Source organism: Bacteroidota bacterium, from assembly GCA_037133915.1.
GTDB lineage: Bacteria > Bacteroidota > Bacteroidia > Bacteroidales > CAIWKO01 > JBAXND01.
Map to the genome: position 1 here is coordinate 1 of JBAXND010000016.1, position 16355 is coordinate 16355.

Here is a 16355-nt window from a genome sequence, read left to right on the forward strand (position 1 = left end):
AGGGTGACTGATGATGAAAGCCCGGTGCATGTATCATTTTTCTTTTTCAGTAAAACAATAGAAAACAGAGTTATTGTTTTCCACTGTACAAAGTCCCTTTCACCGCTACGGGGAAAGGGATTTAGGGATAGGGGCAGGCTCTGCGCTGGGATAGGGTGACTGATGATGAAAGCCCGGTGCATGTATCATTTTTCTTTTTCAGTAAAACAATAGAAAACAGAGTTATTGTTTTCCACTGTACAAAGTCCCTTTCACCGCTACGGGGAAAGGGATTTAGGGATAGGGGCAGGCTCTGCGCTGGGATAGGGTGACTGATGATGAAAGTCTGGTGCGCGATTTTTTTTATCTCCTGACTAAAATAAGAAACAGCATTAAAATTTTGCACAATGATAAGTCCTCCCGATTTATCGGGAGGATTAAGGGATAGGGGTCGGCTGTCAGCTTCAGCTGTGCTGCGTTTGCAACGCGTGACAAGCGGGCTGAAAGGTAAAGGCTTAAGGCTGAAAGCAAAAAAAACTTTTACCTTTTACCTTTTACCCTTCAACTATTTCAAATTTCAAGCTGTGCTGCGTTTCTGGGACAATAATTAACATGAATGAAAATGAGTTTATTATCTTTGACTGTTAAAAGAAAAAGTTACTATGACAAAAGAAAATGCAATAAAACTATTTGAATCAAGAAAGGCACTTGTTTATTGGGATGACAAAGTAGAGAAATGGTACTTTTCGATAATAGATATTATCGAAATTCTAACTGAAAGCAAGAACTCCAGAAGGTATTGGAGTGATTTAAAAATAAAATTAAAACAAGAAGGAAGTCAACTGTACGAAAAAATCGTACAGTTGAAAATGAAGGCATCTGATGGAAAAATGAGAGAAACAGATGCCGCTGATACTGCCCGGCATGCAGGCGAATTGCAATAGTTCAATGCAGTATTATTATAAAGCGCTATGAAAACATGGATTACTAAAAGCGGATATAAAATAACCCGGATAGTGTCGGGGAGAAGCAATGCTTTTTTGCTGACTGACGGGGAGAAAAATATTCTGATTGATACCTCCGTTTCGCGGATGTGGAGCCGGTTGCGGAAGAGGATAGAACAATCAGGTGTAAACCGTATCGATTATCTGATACTGACTCATGCTCACTTTGATCATGCCGGCAGTGCGGCTAACATCCGGGAAGTATACAAAGCAAAGGTAATCGTCCATGAAGCTGAGGCGCAACATTTATCTGCCGGAAAACATAATTTGCCGGTTGGCACTACAGTCATTTCAAAGTTCCTTGTTAATGTTATCGGAAAGCGGTTTTTATCCGGATTTAAATCTGAGCCCTGCCTGCCCGATATTCCGGTTGATGCAACATTTGATCTGAGTAATATCGGATTTAACGCGTATCTGATGCATACACCGGGTCACACAGCCGGTTCAGTGAGTCTGATTGTTGATGACGAGATAGCGATTGTTGGAGATACCCTGTTTGGAGTATTCGGATGGACGGTATTTCCACCTTTTGCCGAAGATGAAAAATTAATGATTACAAGCTGGGGAAAGCTGTTAGAGACAAAATGTTCGGAATTCCTGCCCGCACATGGCAGTGCAAACAGCCGGTCATTGGTGCAGAAAGATTATAATAAAAGGAAACAGTAAGGAGGCGGACAGGCTCCTGCGGAGCTGTAAAAAAGAGTAAGAGTGTAGAATAATGATTATTATTACGAAATGGATTTTATCATGAACACAGTACAACCCATATAAATTTTCATATTATGAAAAAGATGCCGGTGATTATTATTATGCTGCTGCTTACGGTGCTGTATGCAAACGGGCAGCCGTACGCGTCTCTGTTCGGGAATGTGAAAACGAGCTGGAATGTTGCCTATTTTCTTAATTCGGAAACGACGATCACCGATTCTCTGGTTGCCTGTAACGACACCATGATGAACGGCTATACGTATAAATACATCAGAGATTACGGCTACATGAACCTCGACGGGTTTCTGCGCGAAGATACTGCCACGGGCAGGGCGTGGTTCCTCGATAAATCCGCGCAGCCCCGGGAGTATTTAATCATGGATCTGAGCCTGAATGTTGGCGACACCTTCATCATTCCGCATTGTTATTATCCGGCCGATTCGGTCTGCATTGTCGATTCGGTAGTGTATGCGGGCGGGAAGAAAATTGTGTATTTAAGTTCATCGGCCGTACTTTATAATGACGGCGTTTTGGCTTTTATCGAGGGCATCGGTCCCAATACAGGTATCAACTTTCAGCAATTTCAGGCATCTGCTTATCATCCACCTGCGAGCCTGCTGTTATGTGCGTACAAAGACGGTGTTCAGTCTTATGCCAACACAAATCCCATATTCAGTTCATACTGTTTTGTTGATTGGATTGGAATCAGTGAGAACAGAAAGGAGGCTTCCGACCTGAGAATTTACCCCAATCCGTCCGATTACAAAATAGTTGCAGAATTTAGCGGAGCCATGCCATATAGCATTGAGATATTCAACTCGGTAGGTCGGAGGATTACGTTCGTTAAGGATATTCGCCTTTCCCCGTTTGAGATAAACCTGTCGGATTACTCTCAAGGGATGTATCTGCTAAAAACCACCGACGGCAAAGGGAAATCTGAGGGGGTGAAGATTCTGCATTTATAATTGAAGTGTAACCGAAGAAAATTATGGCAGCAACCTTTTTTGAAACGCAGCTGAAATTCAGAGACTGGCTGGAAGTGCATCACGACAGGGAAACTGAACTAACTGTCGGGTTTTACAAAGTAGGCAGCGGTAAACCTTCGCTTACATGGTCGCAGTCGGTTGACCAGGCGCTCTGTTTCGGCTGGATAGACGGAGTACGCAAATCGATAGACAGTGAAAGCTATTGCATCCGTTTTACGCCAAGAAGAAAAACAAGTATCTGGAGTGCCGTCAACATTAAAAAAGTTGAAGAACTCACCAAAGCCGGGCTTATGAAACCGGAGGGACTGAAGGCGTTTGGTTTCCGCACCGAAAGTAAATCCGAAATATATTCTTTTGAAAGAGAGAACGCCCTTCTGGAAAAAGAGTATGAAAAACAATTTAAAAAGGACAAACCCGCCTGGGAATTTTTTCTGAAACAACCTCCTTCCTATAGAAAAACAATGACGCACTGGATTATGAGCGCCAAACAGGAAAAGACGCGACAGCAGCGCTTAATGAAAGTAATGGCCACGAGCGCACAGCAGCAGCGGGTGTTATTTCAAAAATTGTAAATTCCCCGGGAACAATACCTCTTCGATTGGATTGAATAAAATTATAACACAATAACACTTTCGGCGGCATGCGCACAACCTGTGTTGCCATAGCCGGGAACGGCATCGTATGTTTTCTTTGAAGGAGACCTTGAAGAGACTGTATGTTGAGTGGTTGTTCGGAATTTCCGACTAATCACTCAGCACGGTGCCATTGTTGGGAAAACGCAAACAATGCGCTGAAGTGAAAGTCCTTCCACGGCCTTTTTCGGCTGCCGCATGTAACCCCGCGTAAAGAACTTCGTAAAAGCACCTTGAACATTATTATTCTAAACAACCTTTTATGAGTGAACTTACCGTTGGAACCCGCATAGATCATGATAAATATGGCGAGGGCGTTGTGAGCAGAATAAGCCTCTCCAGCTTTGAGGTGATTTTTGTGCGTGCCGGAAAGCTTGAGTTTTCGCGTACGTCAAAAGATTATACCATTCTTGAACAGCCCGAAACATCGGGCGGCGGTGGCGAGGCATCATCGTCTATGGATATCGACGAACTCGCGAAGGTGATTGCGGCCGTGCTCGATCAGTATGGCGGATTGCAGGAGATTGTTTCTATCGGCAGTCGCTGGACGGGTGGTAAGATGATTCTGCAGCCTGCCAATCCCGCGCAGGCATCGAAAGAAATTCCTATTGAAGCATTCTTTCATAAAATCGTAATGCTGCGCGACCGCCTGAGGGTGCTTGAGCAGAACATCAATTCAAACGAAAAGCTCCTCGACGAGGAAAAGCTCAATCTGCAGCAGTATATTACTAGAATTTACGGAAGCTTGACTACGTTTAATATTCTGTTCAGCGAAAAGGACCATTATTTTGTAGGGACGGGCGGGAAATAATTGTTTCTAGCGGTCGAAGAACATAACAGGATATTGACCCTGTGGTTTGCTGCAACACTTCGCGGATATTTCTGTACTCTTTATTCTTGGGTACTTTTGTCTTGACACAAAAGTACCCAAAAGGTCAAGGCAAAATAATGCTTCTGCGCGCTCTGTAATATTGCTGAATTCCAGTGAAAGCGAGCAAGCTTCTTTCACGGAATTCTTCGCAATATTCCATTCACTCCAACGCCTGCCCGCAATTTTGCCCGGCCGGCGCACAAAAATCGGCGAAACATATTAATGTTGAGACTGGAGCAGTTGAAAGCAAAAGAAAGACACGTATCAATAAGGACCATTATTTTGTAGGGACGGGCGGGAAATAGGCGTTTCTAGCGGTCGAAGAAAGGACTTTTGGATATCGCAGCCAGCGGTATCCCGAAGATTATTTTCACATCGTCGCCCAGCAATCCCAGCTCAAGAATTGCTTTTCCTGCAGAGAACATCACACGGTTATCGACGCGGTGGTTTGCCGCAACACTTGCGGCTGAGCCAATGGCAATGCCCAGATCAATATTGTTGAAGGCGCAGGGAACGGTCGGATGTAATTTTTTGTTGTCGCAATTCTCAAGTCCGCAGTTGCCGCAGAACTTCAAACCGAGCGGTTCAATGCGTGTTCCGGCAATAAAGAGGGCAGGGCAGAGGCGGAGATTTTTCGCGTCACGGTTGAAGAATTCCGTTCCGTTGCGACGGGCAATGATTTCCATTTTATTGGCGATGATGTCAATCTGCTTGCGGTCGGCAATGGCAAATACCAGTGAGTTTCTTCCACGTCCTTTCGGAGCGGTGCGGGCAGCCAGCAGCATCTTCTCTGCCACGTCCATCACGGCTTTGTCAAGAATATCTTCTTCAGTAAACAACATAATTATCAATTAATAATTAACAATTAATAATAAAGGCATTTATTGTAATTCATCACTTCCTGAATTATTTTCAAATCGTCAAATTGTCGCATTTTCAAATTGACTAATTGTTCCGCCAAAGGCGGACTGCAGCTTCGCTCCAGCTCTTGACTTTTGACTTATGACTCACGACTCTTTCGGCGCATGCCGAATTCACCTTTTTTTATTATCATCATCCGTGCGCCGTCCGGGTTTGATTACTCTAATATTCTACAGACCTTAAACCCCTCCGGGGTAATGTCAGATATTACATTTTACGCCATCTTTTAACTTTACAGACTTTATGAACTTTTGACTTTTGACTCTTGACTCTTGACTCACGACTTAACCTATTACCTATTACCTATTACCTGTTTCCCTTCCCGATAAACGACCACTTTCTCAACGCTGCCGTCTTCATTGTACCATGTTTCTTCGCCGTCTTTCAGATTGTTTTTGTACTGAATGGTGCGGGTGGTTTTTCCGGTGCGTGTCATGCCGCGCTGTATGCCGCTGCCCAACGTAAATTCACCCTGACCGATGAGGATTCCGGATGAATCATAATACTTCCATGTTCCGTTGTAAAGACCGTGTTTATATTGTCCGTCTATTTTCACTGTGCCGTCGGGATAAAACTCACGGTAGGCGCCATCAAGGCTGTCGTTGCAATAATTCTGTTCAATGAGTTTATATCCGCTTGCGTCCCGGCATATCGAAGTGCCGTTGCGCTTGTCGGCGGTGAAGTTTTCCTGAAGTTCAATCTTACCGCTGAGAAAATAGCGTGTAAACGGTCCGTTTATTTTGTCGTCGGAATAATTGCATTCCATCTGCAGCACGCCGTTGGGCCAGTACCATCTGGCCATTCCGTTTTTGAGTCCGTGGCTGATGGTAATTTCCGATTTCAGTGCGCCATCGTCATAGTATTCTTTCTTTGTCCTGTTGCAGGACACTGTAAGAAGTGCAAGAAGTAAGAGGATGGGATATTTCACAAAGCCTGAATTCATGCGAACTTCAGTTTGGAGTGATGCTATGCAACTTTAAGAAATGACTTATGAGCCTTGCTCAGCTTTTCTTCGGCGAAGGCCAGGTCGATATGCAGGTCACCTTCAACGCCGTCAGACGGCATATTGAACATGGCATCTGTCATGATGGCTTCTATGATGGAACGCAGCCCGCGGGCACCCAGCTTATATTCCACGGATTTCTCAACAATGAGGTCAAGGGCTTCATCGGAAAAAGACAGGTTTATTTTGTCCATTTCGAACAGCTTGATATACTGTTTTACCAGGGCGTTGTGCGGCTCCACCAGAATCCGTTTCAGCGTTTCGCGGTCGAGGGGGTCGAGGTGAGTAACTACGGGCAGGCGACCCACGAGTTCGGGAATGAGGCCGAAGCTGCGGATATCCTGCGGTGAGACGTATTTGTAGAGGTTGTCTTTATCAATCTGATCTTTTTCCTTATCGGAACTGTAGCCAATCATGTTGGTCATCAGGCGGGCGCCGATTTTCTTATCGAGTCCGTCGAATGCGCCGCCGCAGAGGAATAAGATATTTTCCGTATTGACGGCAATCATGCGCTGTTCGGGATGCTTGCGACCACCTTGCGGTGGTACGTTCACCGATGAACCTTCGAGCAGCTTCAGCAATGCCTGCTGAACGCCTTCGCCCGATACGTCACGGGTAATGGAAGGATTGTCGCTTTTGCGTGCAATCTTGTCAATTTCATCTATGAATACGATGCCGCGTTCGGCAGCTTCTACATTATAATCAGCTACCTGCAGCAGGCGGGTGAGGATGCTTTCCACATCTTCGCCCACATAACCGGCTTCGGTAAGTACCGTAGCATCTGCAATGCAGAAGGGCACATGCAGCATTTTGGCGATGGTGCGTGCAAGTAAGGTTTTTCCGGTTCCTGTTTCTCCGACAAGGATAACATTTGATTTTTCAATTTCCACTTCGTCTTTCGAATCCTTTGCTTTTCCTTTTTTAGGCATGGCAAGAATACGTTTGTAGTGGTTGTACACAGCAACTGAAAGTATCTTCTTGGCTTCGTCCTGACCAATCACGTACTGGTCGAGATACGCCTTTATTTCGCGTGGTTTCAGCAGTTCAATCTGCTTATGTTCGCTTTCCTTTTTAGTGACTTTTTCCTCACCGACAATGACCTGCGCCTGCTCAACGCAATAATCGCAGATGTGGCCTTCGAGGCCGGCAATAAGCATTCCAACTTCGCTTTTCTTTCGTCCGCAGAACGAACATTTTTCTACTTCTTTTGCCATTGGATGAATCTGTTTACACTAAAAAAAACAATGCAGCTAACCTGAAGAATTACTTCTTGGTTTTTTGCAGTACTTCGTCAATCATGCCATATTCCTTGGCTTCGGTAGCGGTCATCCAGAAATCGCGGTCAGCATCTTTCCATATTTTATCATATTTCTGACCTGAATGCAGCGCGATGATTTCATACAGTTCTTTCTTCAGTTTCTGAATTTCGCGTGCGGTGATTTCAATGTCCGATGCCTGTCCTTCGGCGCCGCCCATTGGCTGATGAATCAGTATGCGAGAGTGCTTAAGGGCGGTGCGTTTGCCTGTAACGCCTGCGCACAGCAGAATAGCGCCCATGGATGCTGCCATACCGGTACAGATGGTGGCTACATCGGGAGTGATGTACTGCATGGTGTCATAAATACCCAGACCTGCGTAAACGGAGCCGCCGGGAGTATTTAAATATATCTGAATATCTTTTTTGGCGTCGGCTGATTCGAGGAAGAGCAGCTGTGCCTGAATAACGTTGGCGATATAATCGTCGATGGGTGTTCCGAGAAAAATGATGCGGTCCATCATCAGGCGTGAGAATACGTCAACCTCGCGGAAGTTCATCTGACGCTCTTCAATGATAGTACGTGTCATATCCTGTGCGGCGGCAAATTTATCAAGCCTGCTGCTGCTGATACCGAGATGCCCGGTGGCGAATTTCCTGAATTCTTTGCTGGAGTCCATAAGTCAGTTTTTAATGGGGTTATTTTTGCGACGCACCTAATTTAATAAATTCTTCATAACTAATCTCCTTGTTCTCAACCTTGAGTTTTGAACGGAAGAGTGTTAACATCTTGGTATCATACAGGGTATCGTTGATTTTCTTCATTTCCTCTTTATTCTGCATGATGGTATTGGCGATGTGGTCAAGACGCGATTCGTCGGTAGCAGGACTTTCTTCATGATGATGGTCGTGCTCATGGTCATGCTCGTGGTCGTGGTGATGTTCGTGCTCATGGTCGTGTCCGTGGTCATGGTCGTGGTGATGCTCATGTTCGTGGTCATGTTCATGATTGTGCTCTTCTTCTTTTTTACCCTGACGGAAGAATCCTTTGATGTACTCTCTGATTTCATCTTCGGTCACTGCCAGATTGTTATCGCGTATGATTTTGTTTTCGATGAGCTGCCATTTCAGTACGTCAACGTATCCGGGATATTCGGCGTCAATTTTTTCTTTCGTAACATCTTCTTCTTTGCTTGTTTCAAGGAAGAAACGTTTCAGGAATTCGTCGGGAAGGCTGATGTTGGTTTCTTTGATGATGGCTGCAACGGCGTCGGACATGAATTGTTTTTCGGCTTCACGGCCGAAGTTTGCCGTAGCATCTGCTTTAATTCTTGCGCGGAATTGTTCTTCCGAAGTAATCACTTCGTGTTTGAATACTTTTTCAAACAGTTCGTTGTCGATGGCAGCGGGTTCAACGCGGTTTATAGCTTTCACGCTGAATTCGAAATTTGATTTAATGTCAGCCACCTGCTCGAGTTTCACGCCCAGTAAATAAGCGGTTTCGTGCTCTTTGTCGGTCATTTTGGTTGGGTCAACTACGGCTTTGTCGCCTATTTTGAGACCAATCAGTTTTTTCTTGGTTGCCTTATCGGTGATGTGCTCAAGATAGATGTAACTGCTGTTTTTAATGCCGTCTTCTTTAGCATTGCCTTTATCATCGAGTTCGGTGAAGTCACCGAAAATCATATCGTTTTCTTCGGTTGTTTCCGGGTTTACGTATTTGCCGTATTTTTTGCGGATGTCTTTCACGTATTTGTCAACCAGCTCGTCATTAACTGTAATGGTATACTGATTCAGTTTCAGTTTTTCGGGTATCACCACTTCAAATTCGGGTGAAAGGCCGAGGTCGAAATGGAAGGTATAATTATCAATTTCTTCGAGTTCGAGCGGTGTGTTTTTTTCGTGGTTGGGAAGCGGATGGCCGATTACATCAATTTTATTATCTTCAATATATTTGTTGATTGAATCGGAAAGGATGGTGTTGATTTCATCCATCATGATGGCTTTGCCGTACATTTTCTTCACCATTCCGAAAGGAACATGACCGGGTCTGAATCCGGGGATATTGGCTTTGCGCTGGTATTCTTTCAACTTTTTATCAACGATGGGCTGATAATCATTTTTTTCAATTTCAATCTTTACTGTAGCGGTCAGTTCGCCTGTATTCTCGCGTGTGATATTCATCTGTAAATTGTTTGTTAATAAAGGCTCCGGCGATTCAGTCACGACCGGCAGCCGTTAGTTTGAGTTAATTTGAATTAATGTGCGGATGGAGGGACTCGAACCCACACGCCTTACGGCACCAGATCCTAAGTCTGGCGCGGCTACCAATTACGCCACATCCGCGTGGTGCACACTATTTATTCCAATGAACACGTAAACCTGAGTTTATTGTTTGACTTTCAAGATGGTATGAAAAGTATTCATGCACTTTGAAAATCAGGGTGCAAAGATAATTGTTTTTTATTAATTGTATGGATAATATTCAGGCATTCTGATGACGTTCCCTCATCCAGGCAATAATGCGTTCAAGTTCCTCGGGTTCAAAACTATCAGGATAGGAGCGTTTGAATAATTCAATTTTCACATCAATTTCTGATATATGGGGAACTTCTTTGCGGATATTTCCCGCTGTAATGGCTCTTCCAGATTCCATGAGTTCAAAGCAAATAGTCAGTCTTTCGCCAACTGTTTTTTTAGCCGGATTTCAGTTTGAATCTTTTGTATTTCAGGAGGTGTATCGTTCAGGTATCAGAAATATTCCGACTTCGGTCCAATGGTTTTCCGCATGATGAATTCGGAATGACCGCGCACTACAAAGTCTTTGAGTTCGCCCACCTGTTCGTAATCCAGCCGTTTATAAAGCTCCATGGCTCGTGTGTTAAACGACGAAACACAGAGGAAAACGTTCGGCTGATCGGCATAGATGCGCCCTTCCAGAAATCCGATGAAATGCTTTCCGAGTCCCTGTCCGCGGTACTTCTCAGCCATCAGAATACTCTGTATGTAACCTGCAAAGCTGCCGTTCATCTGCAGTATTGCGAAACCTGCAATTTCTTCGCCTACGCGCAGCAGGTATTTTTCGGCCAGCGGATTGCGGATGTTCTCCAGACATTTATCATAATCGCGTTTGAGTGTGATCCATGGTTCGTTTTCCGACATCATGGTTGCGCACAATTCCTCATCGGCAGGGGTGGTAAGGATATCAAATTTGTATTCCATTTTTAAAAAGTCTAAAGTTTATAAAGTCTTAAAGTCGAAAGTTTATAAAATGTCAGTTTGGTTTATAACAATTAAACAATTATTAGTTCTTAGTTCTTATTTCTCCATGTATTCCTGAAAAACGCATTGAAGATACGATTTTCCTTCTTTTACAAGGGTGTCTTTGCTGATAAGGGGTGAGGCGGTAACTATTTCATGGTCGCTTTTTGTGCGTGCGTCATATACATAGTAGCCGCCGGGGCGCACCCATCCGAGCCCTTCTTCAAAAGCATAGAACGCGAAACCGGGAGTGCAGGGGTTGAGCAGGTTCTTGCTCCACACGAATTTTTCGGCACTCATGCCGAGCTGAGGCAGCAGTGTGGCTGCCACATCCACCTGAGAGCCGGTCTGGGTAACCTTTGTACCGCGAAATTCCTTTTTTATTGCTTCACCATAAAGCATGAATACAATTTTATGATAGGCGGGCGTTGTAAACTCCCTGTTTTTGTAGGAGCTGTGACCGTGGTCGGAGACAAAGACGAACAGCGTATTGGCATACCACGGTTTTTGCTTTACGCTTTCCATAAATGTGTGGATGCAGCGGTCGTCGTACAGGGCGGCGTTTACATACTTTTTTTCGAGCACCGGCCATTGCAGCGGTTCATCCATGTTCATATCGTAAGGCGAATGCGTGCTGATGGTAAATATTGCTGAAAAGAACGGCTGCTGCTCCTGTTCCAGGTCTTTCGCAAACAGCGGAAATGTGAACTCGTCGTGAATGCCCAGCTTTCCGCGGGGTATTGATGCATCAAAATCGGCGTCTTCCACCACACGGTCGAAGCCGTTATCCATGATATAGCTTTTTATGTTACCATAAATAAGCTGTCCGCCAAAGGTGTACGACGTTGTGTAGCCCGCTGTTTTTAGGTCTTTGCTGAACGATGGCAGCTTGCTGTATTTCTCAGGCGATTGGGTAATGGTGGTAAGCGGCGTTGCCGGAAATCCCCCGAATATGGCAGACATGCCTTGCTGAGAGCGCGTTCCGCTGCTATAAATATCTGTAAAAAGGATGCCTTCATGTTCCATTTCATGAAACCAGGGTGTAATGCCCTTTTCGCCACCCAGCGATTCTATAAGGTCTGCCGACCAGCCTTCGAGAATGAACATAACGATGTTGGGACGGGCAGTGTTCAGTATCATTTTTGTTGAATCGCAGGGGACGGAATACATCTTTTTAACAATGTTTTCCGCGTCATTCCTGTTATAGAAGACGTACGGATTTTTTTCCATGATGCCGTAATTGTTTGCAATGCTGTGTGCCAGGTTCCATCCTGAATTTACGGCGGCAAGGTTCAGTATTTCATATTTTGAAAAATACGATTCGCTCTGGTTGATGGGTATCTGCCGTGTCCCGCCCCGCACTCCGAGAAACAGCAGCGCCGAAGCACACACAAAGAAGCCGAAGGTGAAAAAAATACGGCGCTTTGCACCGGTAATGCGGATGAATGCCCACTTTAAAAAAATGAAAATGAACAGTGCCGCCTGTGCCAGAAAAATCAGTCCGAGTAATATGAAGGTGCCGGTGGGTGCGGTATCCATGATTTCAGCCGGATGCAGCAGATACAGCAGCGCTTTGTAATGAAGCTTGGTGCGCCACTCTTCAAACACGCCCAGCTCGGCTGTTGTAATTCCTGAAAAGATAAGAATAATGATGATTGTGTAGGTAATCGTAATGTAATTCAGCCATCGCGGGCTGTAAAACGTTTGTATTACGCATATCAGAAATGGCAGCAATAGTATATAGGAACATGCCGAAAGGTCGAGTGGGAGGGCGAACCAGAAGCTTGCGGCAATATTTCCAAACGGAATTCCGCTGAGCAAAGGGATATGATATACCAGAAATACCGCTCTGAACACTGCAAAGAGCAGCAGCCAGAATGCCGCCTGCTGCAGCATTGAACGCGTTGCAAGCCATGCCGTATTCCCCTTTCCCGAAGCTGTTTTCATAGCGGCAAAATTAGAAAAATATTAGCAGCGGAGCTTCAAATTTTACGTGTACATGCTTTGTTTTGTTATGATGTTGTATATTTGCAGATGCGGATGCCGCATACAATTGGCCGTCCCGGTTTTCTAAATAACTAAATCAAATTATGAATGATGAAAAAAAGTTCCTTTCGGAAGCGATAAAGCTTGCGGTTGAGAACGTGAAGAACGGCAACGGCGGCCCCTTCGGGGCTGTTGTGGTGAAAGACGGTGTCATTATCGGACGCGGAGCAAACAGTGTAACCTCTGCCAACGACCCAACGGCTCATGCCGAAGTGGTTGCTATACGTGATGCCTGCAACAACCTTGGTTCATTCCAGCTCGACGGCTGCGTGGTGTATTCCAGTTGCGAGCCCTGCCCCATGTGCCTTGGAGCTATTTACTGGGCACGTCCCGAAAAACTCATTTTTGCTGCCACAAAAGAAGATGCTTCGAACGTTGGTTTCGACGACTCATTCATATACGAAGAAATTGCTGTGCCTATTGGCGAGCGCAAGATATGTACAGAGCATCTTCATCATGAAGATACCCTCAGTCCTTTCACCGAGTGGACGGTTTCACAGAATAAAATAGAATACTGATTTGGTTGGTGCTTTGCTTTTTTATGCAATCCGCACCCGCTGATTTTTCAATTCTACTTTGAAGCTTATTTTAGCTTTCAGAGCATGAAACACCCTGAGAATTGTTTCCAAAGTAACATTTGTGGTGTTATTTTCTAATTTGGAAATTTGCGATTTCTGCACTCCGATTAATTTTCCGAGTTGCTCTTGCGTAAGATTCCGTTCAAGGCGGACTTGTTTAATCATGTCGCCCAGCACTTCCATTTGCAGCTCTTGTTCGTAAACGTCGCGATGTGCTGTGCCGCGTTTACCAATGAATTCATCTTTTATTTCATCTAATGTATGAAGTTTCATTTTGCTCCTGGTCGTCATAATAGTTTTGTATTTAGATTAAAATATTTTTGCCTTAAAAATTCGGCTCTTTCTATTATTCCTCAACGTCTGCGATGGTCTGAAACTAAATTCAAGAGTTGTTAAGGAGTCTTATATTTCTTTCCAAATAAATTGCTGTTTGTCCTGTAAAGTTCGTAATCCATGCATGCTGTCGTTTTACACTAGAATCACTTATTTGAACCAATTCATTCTTGGATGAAAATGGTTTGAACAGTTCATTACTTCATCTTAAACTTTAAAATCTCACTTCAAATACAACATGTCACTTTTCTTTTTAAAATCATACGGTAGGTTAATTCTTCTTTCTAACGTACCGCACCTATATCTGAATGCCCTCTTACGAGGCTGTTGGTAAATTATACTGTCTGACTTTAATAAATATTCTGTTGAATACTTAAAAGAATCATAATAAATGAAAAGGTAGTCATGAATTGATTCTATAACAATAAAATTCCCGCCATAAACTTTATCATTACTTACATGCCATTGACCGCTATCATAATATCTTCGGTTTTCATTATCATGAGCATAATATATGAAAGTACTATCGGGTTTAAAAGCGATTTCTTCATATCCCTTGTCACTTTTACAAGAATAATTTCCAACAATCTTACTTGGATCCCATTTGCAGCATCCAGCAAAAACAATGGTAAACAAAGCAAAGCAAAAGTATTTCATAGTGAATCAAAAAGTTAAAAACTCATTGTTGTGAAAACAAAAAAACGGATAACCAGTGAGCTGCCCACCATTTCCTAAGAGCCAGACCTTCAATTGCAACATCAGTTTCATTTCACCAACCATCAAATATAGCAAAAAATGGAATGTCTCAATACGAGCCGTGAAAACCGAATTAAGTTAACAGACCATGAGCATATCCGCCACCGGACCCTCATCCATGTTCGTCGTAATACTTTTTTGCAAAATAGTGTTACGATTCCTTGTGTTCGAACGGATGCGTTTTTGAAAAATCGGGGCGGTAATTACGATGGCTTTCGAAGTCCTGCAGCCAGCCGTTGATAAAACCAAGCTGTTCCATTTCATCGGTAACTGCCCGGTATTCGGCTTTCGTAATGCTGCGCCCCAGTTGCGGATGCGATGCAACAGCGGGTGTAGGGTAATACTGCGACATCAGTGAAACGTGCAGCTTGATAGAACATTCTTCCGCAATAAAGCGTAATACTTTTTTACTGTTTTCTGTTGCTCCCGGCAGCACGAGATGTCTTACAATAATTCCGGAAGAAGCATGTTTGTCGTCAAGATAATGCAATACCGGACCTTTCTGCCGCATCATTTCTTTCAGCGCTGCCTGAGCCACTCCGGGATAATCGGCAGCATCGCTGTATTGTCCGGCTATTTCAGCATCCATATATTTAAAGTCGGGCAGGTAGATATCAATCATTCCTTCGAGTGAGCGCAGGCTTTCAACCTTGTCGTAGCCGTTGCTGTTATACACAAAAATGGGATGGTACTCACGTTCGTGCAGTCCATCAATAATGGCTTTTACCTGCAGAATACAATGGGAAGGACTTACAAACCCCACGGCTTTGCAGCCGGTATCGAGCAAATTGCAGATGCCGTCAAGTACAACATCAAGCGTATATTCGTTGCCTATGGCATTGCCCTTATTGCTGCTTACCTGATGGTTCTGGCAATAAATACACTGAAGGTTGCATGAAGAAAAGAAAATGTTGCAGATGCCATGCGTTCCGCTGATGGCGGGCTCTTCGCCGCGATGTACACATATTGAACCAATGTTGAATCCGGTGTTGCTCATGCAGTAGCCAAAATCACCGATTTCCCGCTGGGCGGCACACTCGCGTGGGCAGTACGTGCAATAACCGGGCTTACTCAAACCGAGCGTCATAACGACTCATTGTTGCTTTTTCCGAAAAGGTTACGCATACAAAGCCTCACATAAACGCTGTAATTTGGTCTGAATGCTTCGTATCCGGTCAGATTGGTTTGTGTCCAGTAAAAATCAAAACCGGGATCAATGGAAACTGTTCTGCTGAAATTGAGCCTGAGACCCACACCGGCAAATCCGCCAAAACCAAGTCCTCCCTGTCGCACAACATATTGTTGCAACGTGGCATTGGGAACATAATTCTGTCCGCCATAAACATCCACAATACTATAGCTAAGGTCGCCAATAGCAATTTTATTCTCTTTTACCTGCACATTATTGATGTTCAGACCACCTTCCACAAAAAAGTCAACGTAATCGGAAGTGGGGAACATCTGCATAAACCCGATGTCAATATTTGTGCGGTTTTCAATCCCCCAGATTGGAAATGTCTGGATGTTGTCGAATGAATAACCGTTCAGATACGGACCGATTCCCATCGTGAACACATCGTTGGTTTTCAGTTTGGCGAAATTGACATTTAAAAATACGCCTGTATTTTTGATGAAATTATACTTCACGAAAAAGCCGATATTAAAGGCGGGGCTGTATTTCATGTTCGCAGGAAGTTCAAGGAGTCTGGATGTATCGCCGTTAAGCTGACGTTTAATTTCTTCCTGATAATAATGGTTGTTCAGTATCAATGATATTTTATTCTCGTTTGTAGGCAGACCGCTGTAGAAACCGGCGCTGTATTTACTGGCAAAATAGGCTCCGAGGTTGATTCCGAAATTCCAGCCACGATTATTTTTGAGTGTATCGGCATCATCGTTCGGATTGCCGGTGGCAGCAGAAAGGTGCCCGCTCGTTGCAATAACAGCAATGAATAGTAAAATAATTATGGAAGCGATTTTAATACCCGCAAGAAATCTGTTGCGGTAAGGTGCATTAACCAT

Annotated in this window: 17 protein-coding genes and 1 tRNA gene; 6 read left to right on the forward strand and 12 right to left on the reverse strand. The window is 44.2% G+C overall.

What is annotated here, in order from left to right; translation table 11 throughout:
- Window positions 1-641 precede the first annotated feature (641 nt).
- The 5 genes from WCM76_07190 to WCM76_07210 all read left to right on the forward strand — a co-directional run bounded on the left by WCM76_07190 (window position 642) and on the right by WCM76_07210 (window position 4120).
- Window positions 642-923: an ATPase gene (locus WCM76_07190; protein MEI6765410.1), complete on the forward strand. Its 282-nt coding sequence runs from the start codon at window positions 642-644 to the stop codon at window positions 921-923.
- Window positions 924-950: 27 nt separating this feature from the next.
- Window positions 951-1649: an MBL fold metallo-hydrolase gene (locus WCM76_07195; protein MEI6765411.1), complete on the forward strand. Its 699-nt coding sequence runs from the start codon at window positions 951-953 to the stop codon at window positions 1647-1649.
- 116 nt (window positions 1650-1765) lie between these two features.
- Complete coding sequence (locus WCM76_07200) at window positions 1766-2656, forward strand: T9SS type A sorting domain-containing protein (GenBank protein MEI6765412.1); 891 nt, start codon at window positions 1766-1768, stop codon at window positions 2654-2656.
- 23 nt (window positions 2657-2679) lie between these two features.
- Complete coding sequence (locus WCM76_07205; protein ID MEI6765413.1) at window positions 2680-3249, forward strand: YdeI/OmpD-associated family protein; 570 nt, start codon at window positions 2680-2682, stop codon at window positions 3247-3249.
- A 322-nt stretch (window positions 3250-3571) separates the two neighbouring features.
- Window positions 3572-4120 (forward strand): hypothetical protein, encoded by a 549-nt coding sequence (locus WCM76_07210; protein ID MEI6765414.1) that lies wholly within the window; start codon window positions 3572-3574, stop codon window positions 4118-4120.
- Between the two features lie 371 nt (window positions 4121-4491).
- Here the strand turns inward: WCM76_07210 and WCM76_07215 are convergent, their stop codons facing one another.
- The 9 genes from WCM76_07215 to WCM76_07255 all read right to left on the reverse strand — a co-directional run bounded on the left by WCM76_07215 (window position 4492) and on the right by WCM76_07255 (window position 12567).
- Window positions 4492-5022: a DUF2148 domain-containing protein gene (locus WCM76_07215; GenBank protein MEI6765415.1), complete on the reverse strand. Its 531-nt coding sequence runs from the start codon at window positions 5020-5022 to the stop codon at window positions 4492-4494.
- Window positions 5023-5393: 371 nt separating this feature from the next.
- Window positions 5394-6044, reverse strand: a complete 651-nt coding sequence (locus WCM76_07220; GenBank protein MEI6765416.1) for a hypothetical protein — start codon at window positions 6042-6044, stop codon at window positions 5394-5396.
- 23 nt (window positions 6045-6067) lie between these two features.
- Window positions 6068-7318: an ATP-dependent Clp protease ATP-binding subunit ClpX gene (gene clpX / locus WCM76_07225; GenBank protein MEI6765417.1), complete on the reverse strand. Its 1251-nt coding sequence runs from the start codon at window positions 7316-7318 to the stop codon at window positions 6068-6070.
- A 49-nt stretch (window positions 7319-7367) separates the two neighbouring features.
- The gene (gene clpP / locus WCM76_07230; protein ID MEI6765418.1) at window positions 7368-8039 is read right to left on the reverse strand and encodes an ATP-dependent Clp endopeptidase proteolytic subunit ClpP; all 672 of its coding nucleotides are present in this window, start codon (window positions 8037-8039) and stop codon (window positions 7368-7370) included.
- 19 nt (window positions 8040-8058) lie between these two features.
- Window positions 8059-9543: a trigger factor gene (tig, locus tag WCM76_07235; GenBank protein MEI6765419.1), complete on the reverse strand. Its 1485-nt coding sequence runs from the start codon at window positions 9541-9543 to the stop codon at window positions 8059-8061.
- A gap of 80 nt (window positions 9544-9623) precedes the next feature.
- Window positions 9624-9705, reverse strand: a tRNA-Leu gene (locus WCM76_07240).
- A gap of 139 nt (window positions 9706-9844) precedes the next feature.
- Entirely contained in the window at window positions 9845-10015 is a 171-nt protein-coding gene (locus tag WCM76_07245; GenBank protein ID MEI6765420.1) for a hypothetical protein, read from the reverse strand.
- Between the two features lie 95 nt (window positions 10016-10110).
- Window positions 10111-10581 (reverse strand): GNAT family N-acetyltransferase, encoded by a 471-nt coding sequence (locus WCM76_07250; protein MEI6765421.1) that lies wholly within the window; start codon window positions 10579-10581, stop codon window positions 10111-10113.
- Between the two features lie 96 nt (window positions 10582-10677).
- The gene (locus WCM76_07255) at window positions 10678-12567 is read right to left on the reverse strand and encodes a sulfatase-like hydrolase/transferase (GenBank protein ID MEI6765422.1); all 1890 of its coding nucleotides are present in this window, start codon (window positions 12565-12567) and stop codon (window positions 10678-10680) included.
- Between the two features lie 143 nt (window positions 12568-12710).
- Here WCM76_07255 and WCM76_07260 point away from each other — a divergent pair, with 143 nt between their 5' ends.
- Window positions 12711-13184: a nucleoside deaminase gene (locus tag WCM76_07260; GenBank protein MEI6765423.1), complete on the forward strand. Its 474-nt coding sequence runs from the start codon at window positions 12711-12713 to the stop codon at window positions 13182-13184.
- Between the two features lie 21 nt (window positions 13185-13205).
- Here WCM76_07260 and WCM76_07265 read toward each other — a convergent pair whose 3' ends face one another.
- The 3 genes from WCM76_07265 to WCM76_07275 all read right to left on the reverse strand — a co-directional run bounded on the left by WCM76_07265 (window position 13206) and on the right by WCM76_07275 (window position 16355).
- Window positions 13206-13517, reverse strand: a complete 312-nt coding sequence (locus WCM76_07265) for a helix-turn-helix transcriptional regulator (GenBank protein ID MEI6765424.1) — start codon at window positions 13515-13517, stop codon at window positions 13206-13208.
- Window positions 13518-14484: 967 nt separating this feature from the next.
- The gene (locus WCM76_07270) at window positions 14485-15420 is read right to left on the reverse strand and encodes a radical SAM protein (GenBank protein MEI6765425.1); all 936 of its coding nucleotides are present in this window, start codon (window positions 15418-15420) and stop codon (window positions 14485-14487) included.
- The gene (locus WCM76_07275) at window positions 15417-16355 is read right to left on the reverse strand and encodes a hypothetical protein (protein MEI6765426.1); all 939 of its coding nucleotides are present in this window, start codon (window positions 16353-16355) and stop codon (window positions 15417-15419) included. The genes WCM76_07270 and WCM76_07275 overlap by 4 nt, the downstream gene beginning before the upstream one ends.

Excerpts from the sequence above, each read along its gene's own strand:
- WCM76_07190 (MEI6765410.1), top strand. The coding sequence starts at position 642 with ATGACAAAAGAAAATGCAATAAAACTATTTGAATCAAGAAAGGCACTT.
- WCM76_07195 (MEI6765411.1), top strand. The coding sequence starts at position 951 with ATGAAAACATGGATTACTAAAAGCGGATATAAAATAACCCGGATAGTG.
- WCM76_07200 (MEI6765412.1), top strand. The coding sequence starts at position 1,766 with ATGAAAAAGATGCCGGTGATTATTATTATGCTGCTGCTTACGGTGCTG.
- WCM76_07205 (MEI6765413.1), top strand. The coding sequence starts at position 2,680 with ATGGCAGCAACCTTTTTTGAAACGCAGCTGAAATTCAGAGACTGGCTG.
- WCM76_07210 (MEI6765414.1), top strand. The coding sequence starts at position 3,572 with ATGAGTGAACTTACCGTTGGAACCCGCATAGATCATGATAAATATGGC.
- WCM76_07215 (MEI6765415.1), bottom strand. The coding sequence starts at position 5,022 with ATGTTGTTTACTGAAGAAGATATTCTTGACAAAGCCGTGATGGACGTG.
- WCM76_07220 (MEI6765416.1), bottom strand. The coding sequence starts at position 6,044 with ATGAATTCAGGCTTTGTGAAATATCCCATCCTCTTACTTCTTGCACTT.
- clpX (MEI6765417.1), bottom strand. The coding sequence starts at position 7,318 with ATGGCAAAAGAAGTAGAAAAATGTTCGTTCTGCGGACGAAAGAAAAGC.
- clpP (MEI6765418.1), bottom strand. The coding sequence starts at position 8,039 with ATGGACTCCAGCAAAGAATTCAGGAAATTCGCCACCGGGCATCTCGGT.
- tig (MEI6765419.1), bottom strand. The coding sequence starts at position 9,543 with ATGAATATCACACGCGAGAATACAGGCGAACTGACCGCTACAGTAAAG.
- WCM76_07245 (MEI6765420.1), bottom strand. The coding sequence starts at position 10,015 with ATGGAATCTGGAAGAGCCATTACAGCGGGAAATATCCGCAAAGAAGTT.
- WCM76_07250 (MEI6765421.1), bottom strand. The coding sequence starts at position 10,581 with ATGGAATACAAATTTGATATCCTTACCACCCCTGCCGATGAGGAATTG.
- WCM76_07255 (MEI6765422.1), bottom strand. The coding sequence starts at position 12,567 with ATGAAAACAGCTTCGGGAAAGGGGAATACGGCATGGCTTGCAACGCGT.
- WCM76_07260 (MEI6765423.1), top strand. The coding sequence starts at position 12,711 with ATGAATGATGAAAAAAAGTTCCTTTCGGAAGCGATAAAGCTTGCGGTT.
- WCM76_07265 (MEI6765424.1), bottom strand. The coding sequence starts at position 13,517 with ATGAAACTTCATACATTAGATGAAATAAAAGATGAATTCATTGGTAAA.
- WCM76_07270 (MEI6765425.1), bottom strand. The coding sequence starts at position 15,420 with ATGACGCTCGGTTTGAGTAAGCCCGGTTATTGCACGTACTGCCCACGC.
- WCM76_07275 (MEI6765426.1), bottom strand. The coding sequence starts at position 16,355 with ATGGTTAATGCACCTTACCGCAACAGATTTCTTGCGGGTATTAAAATC.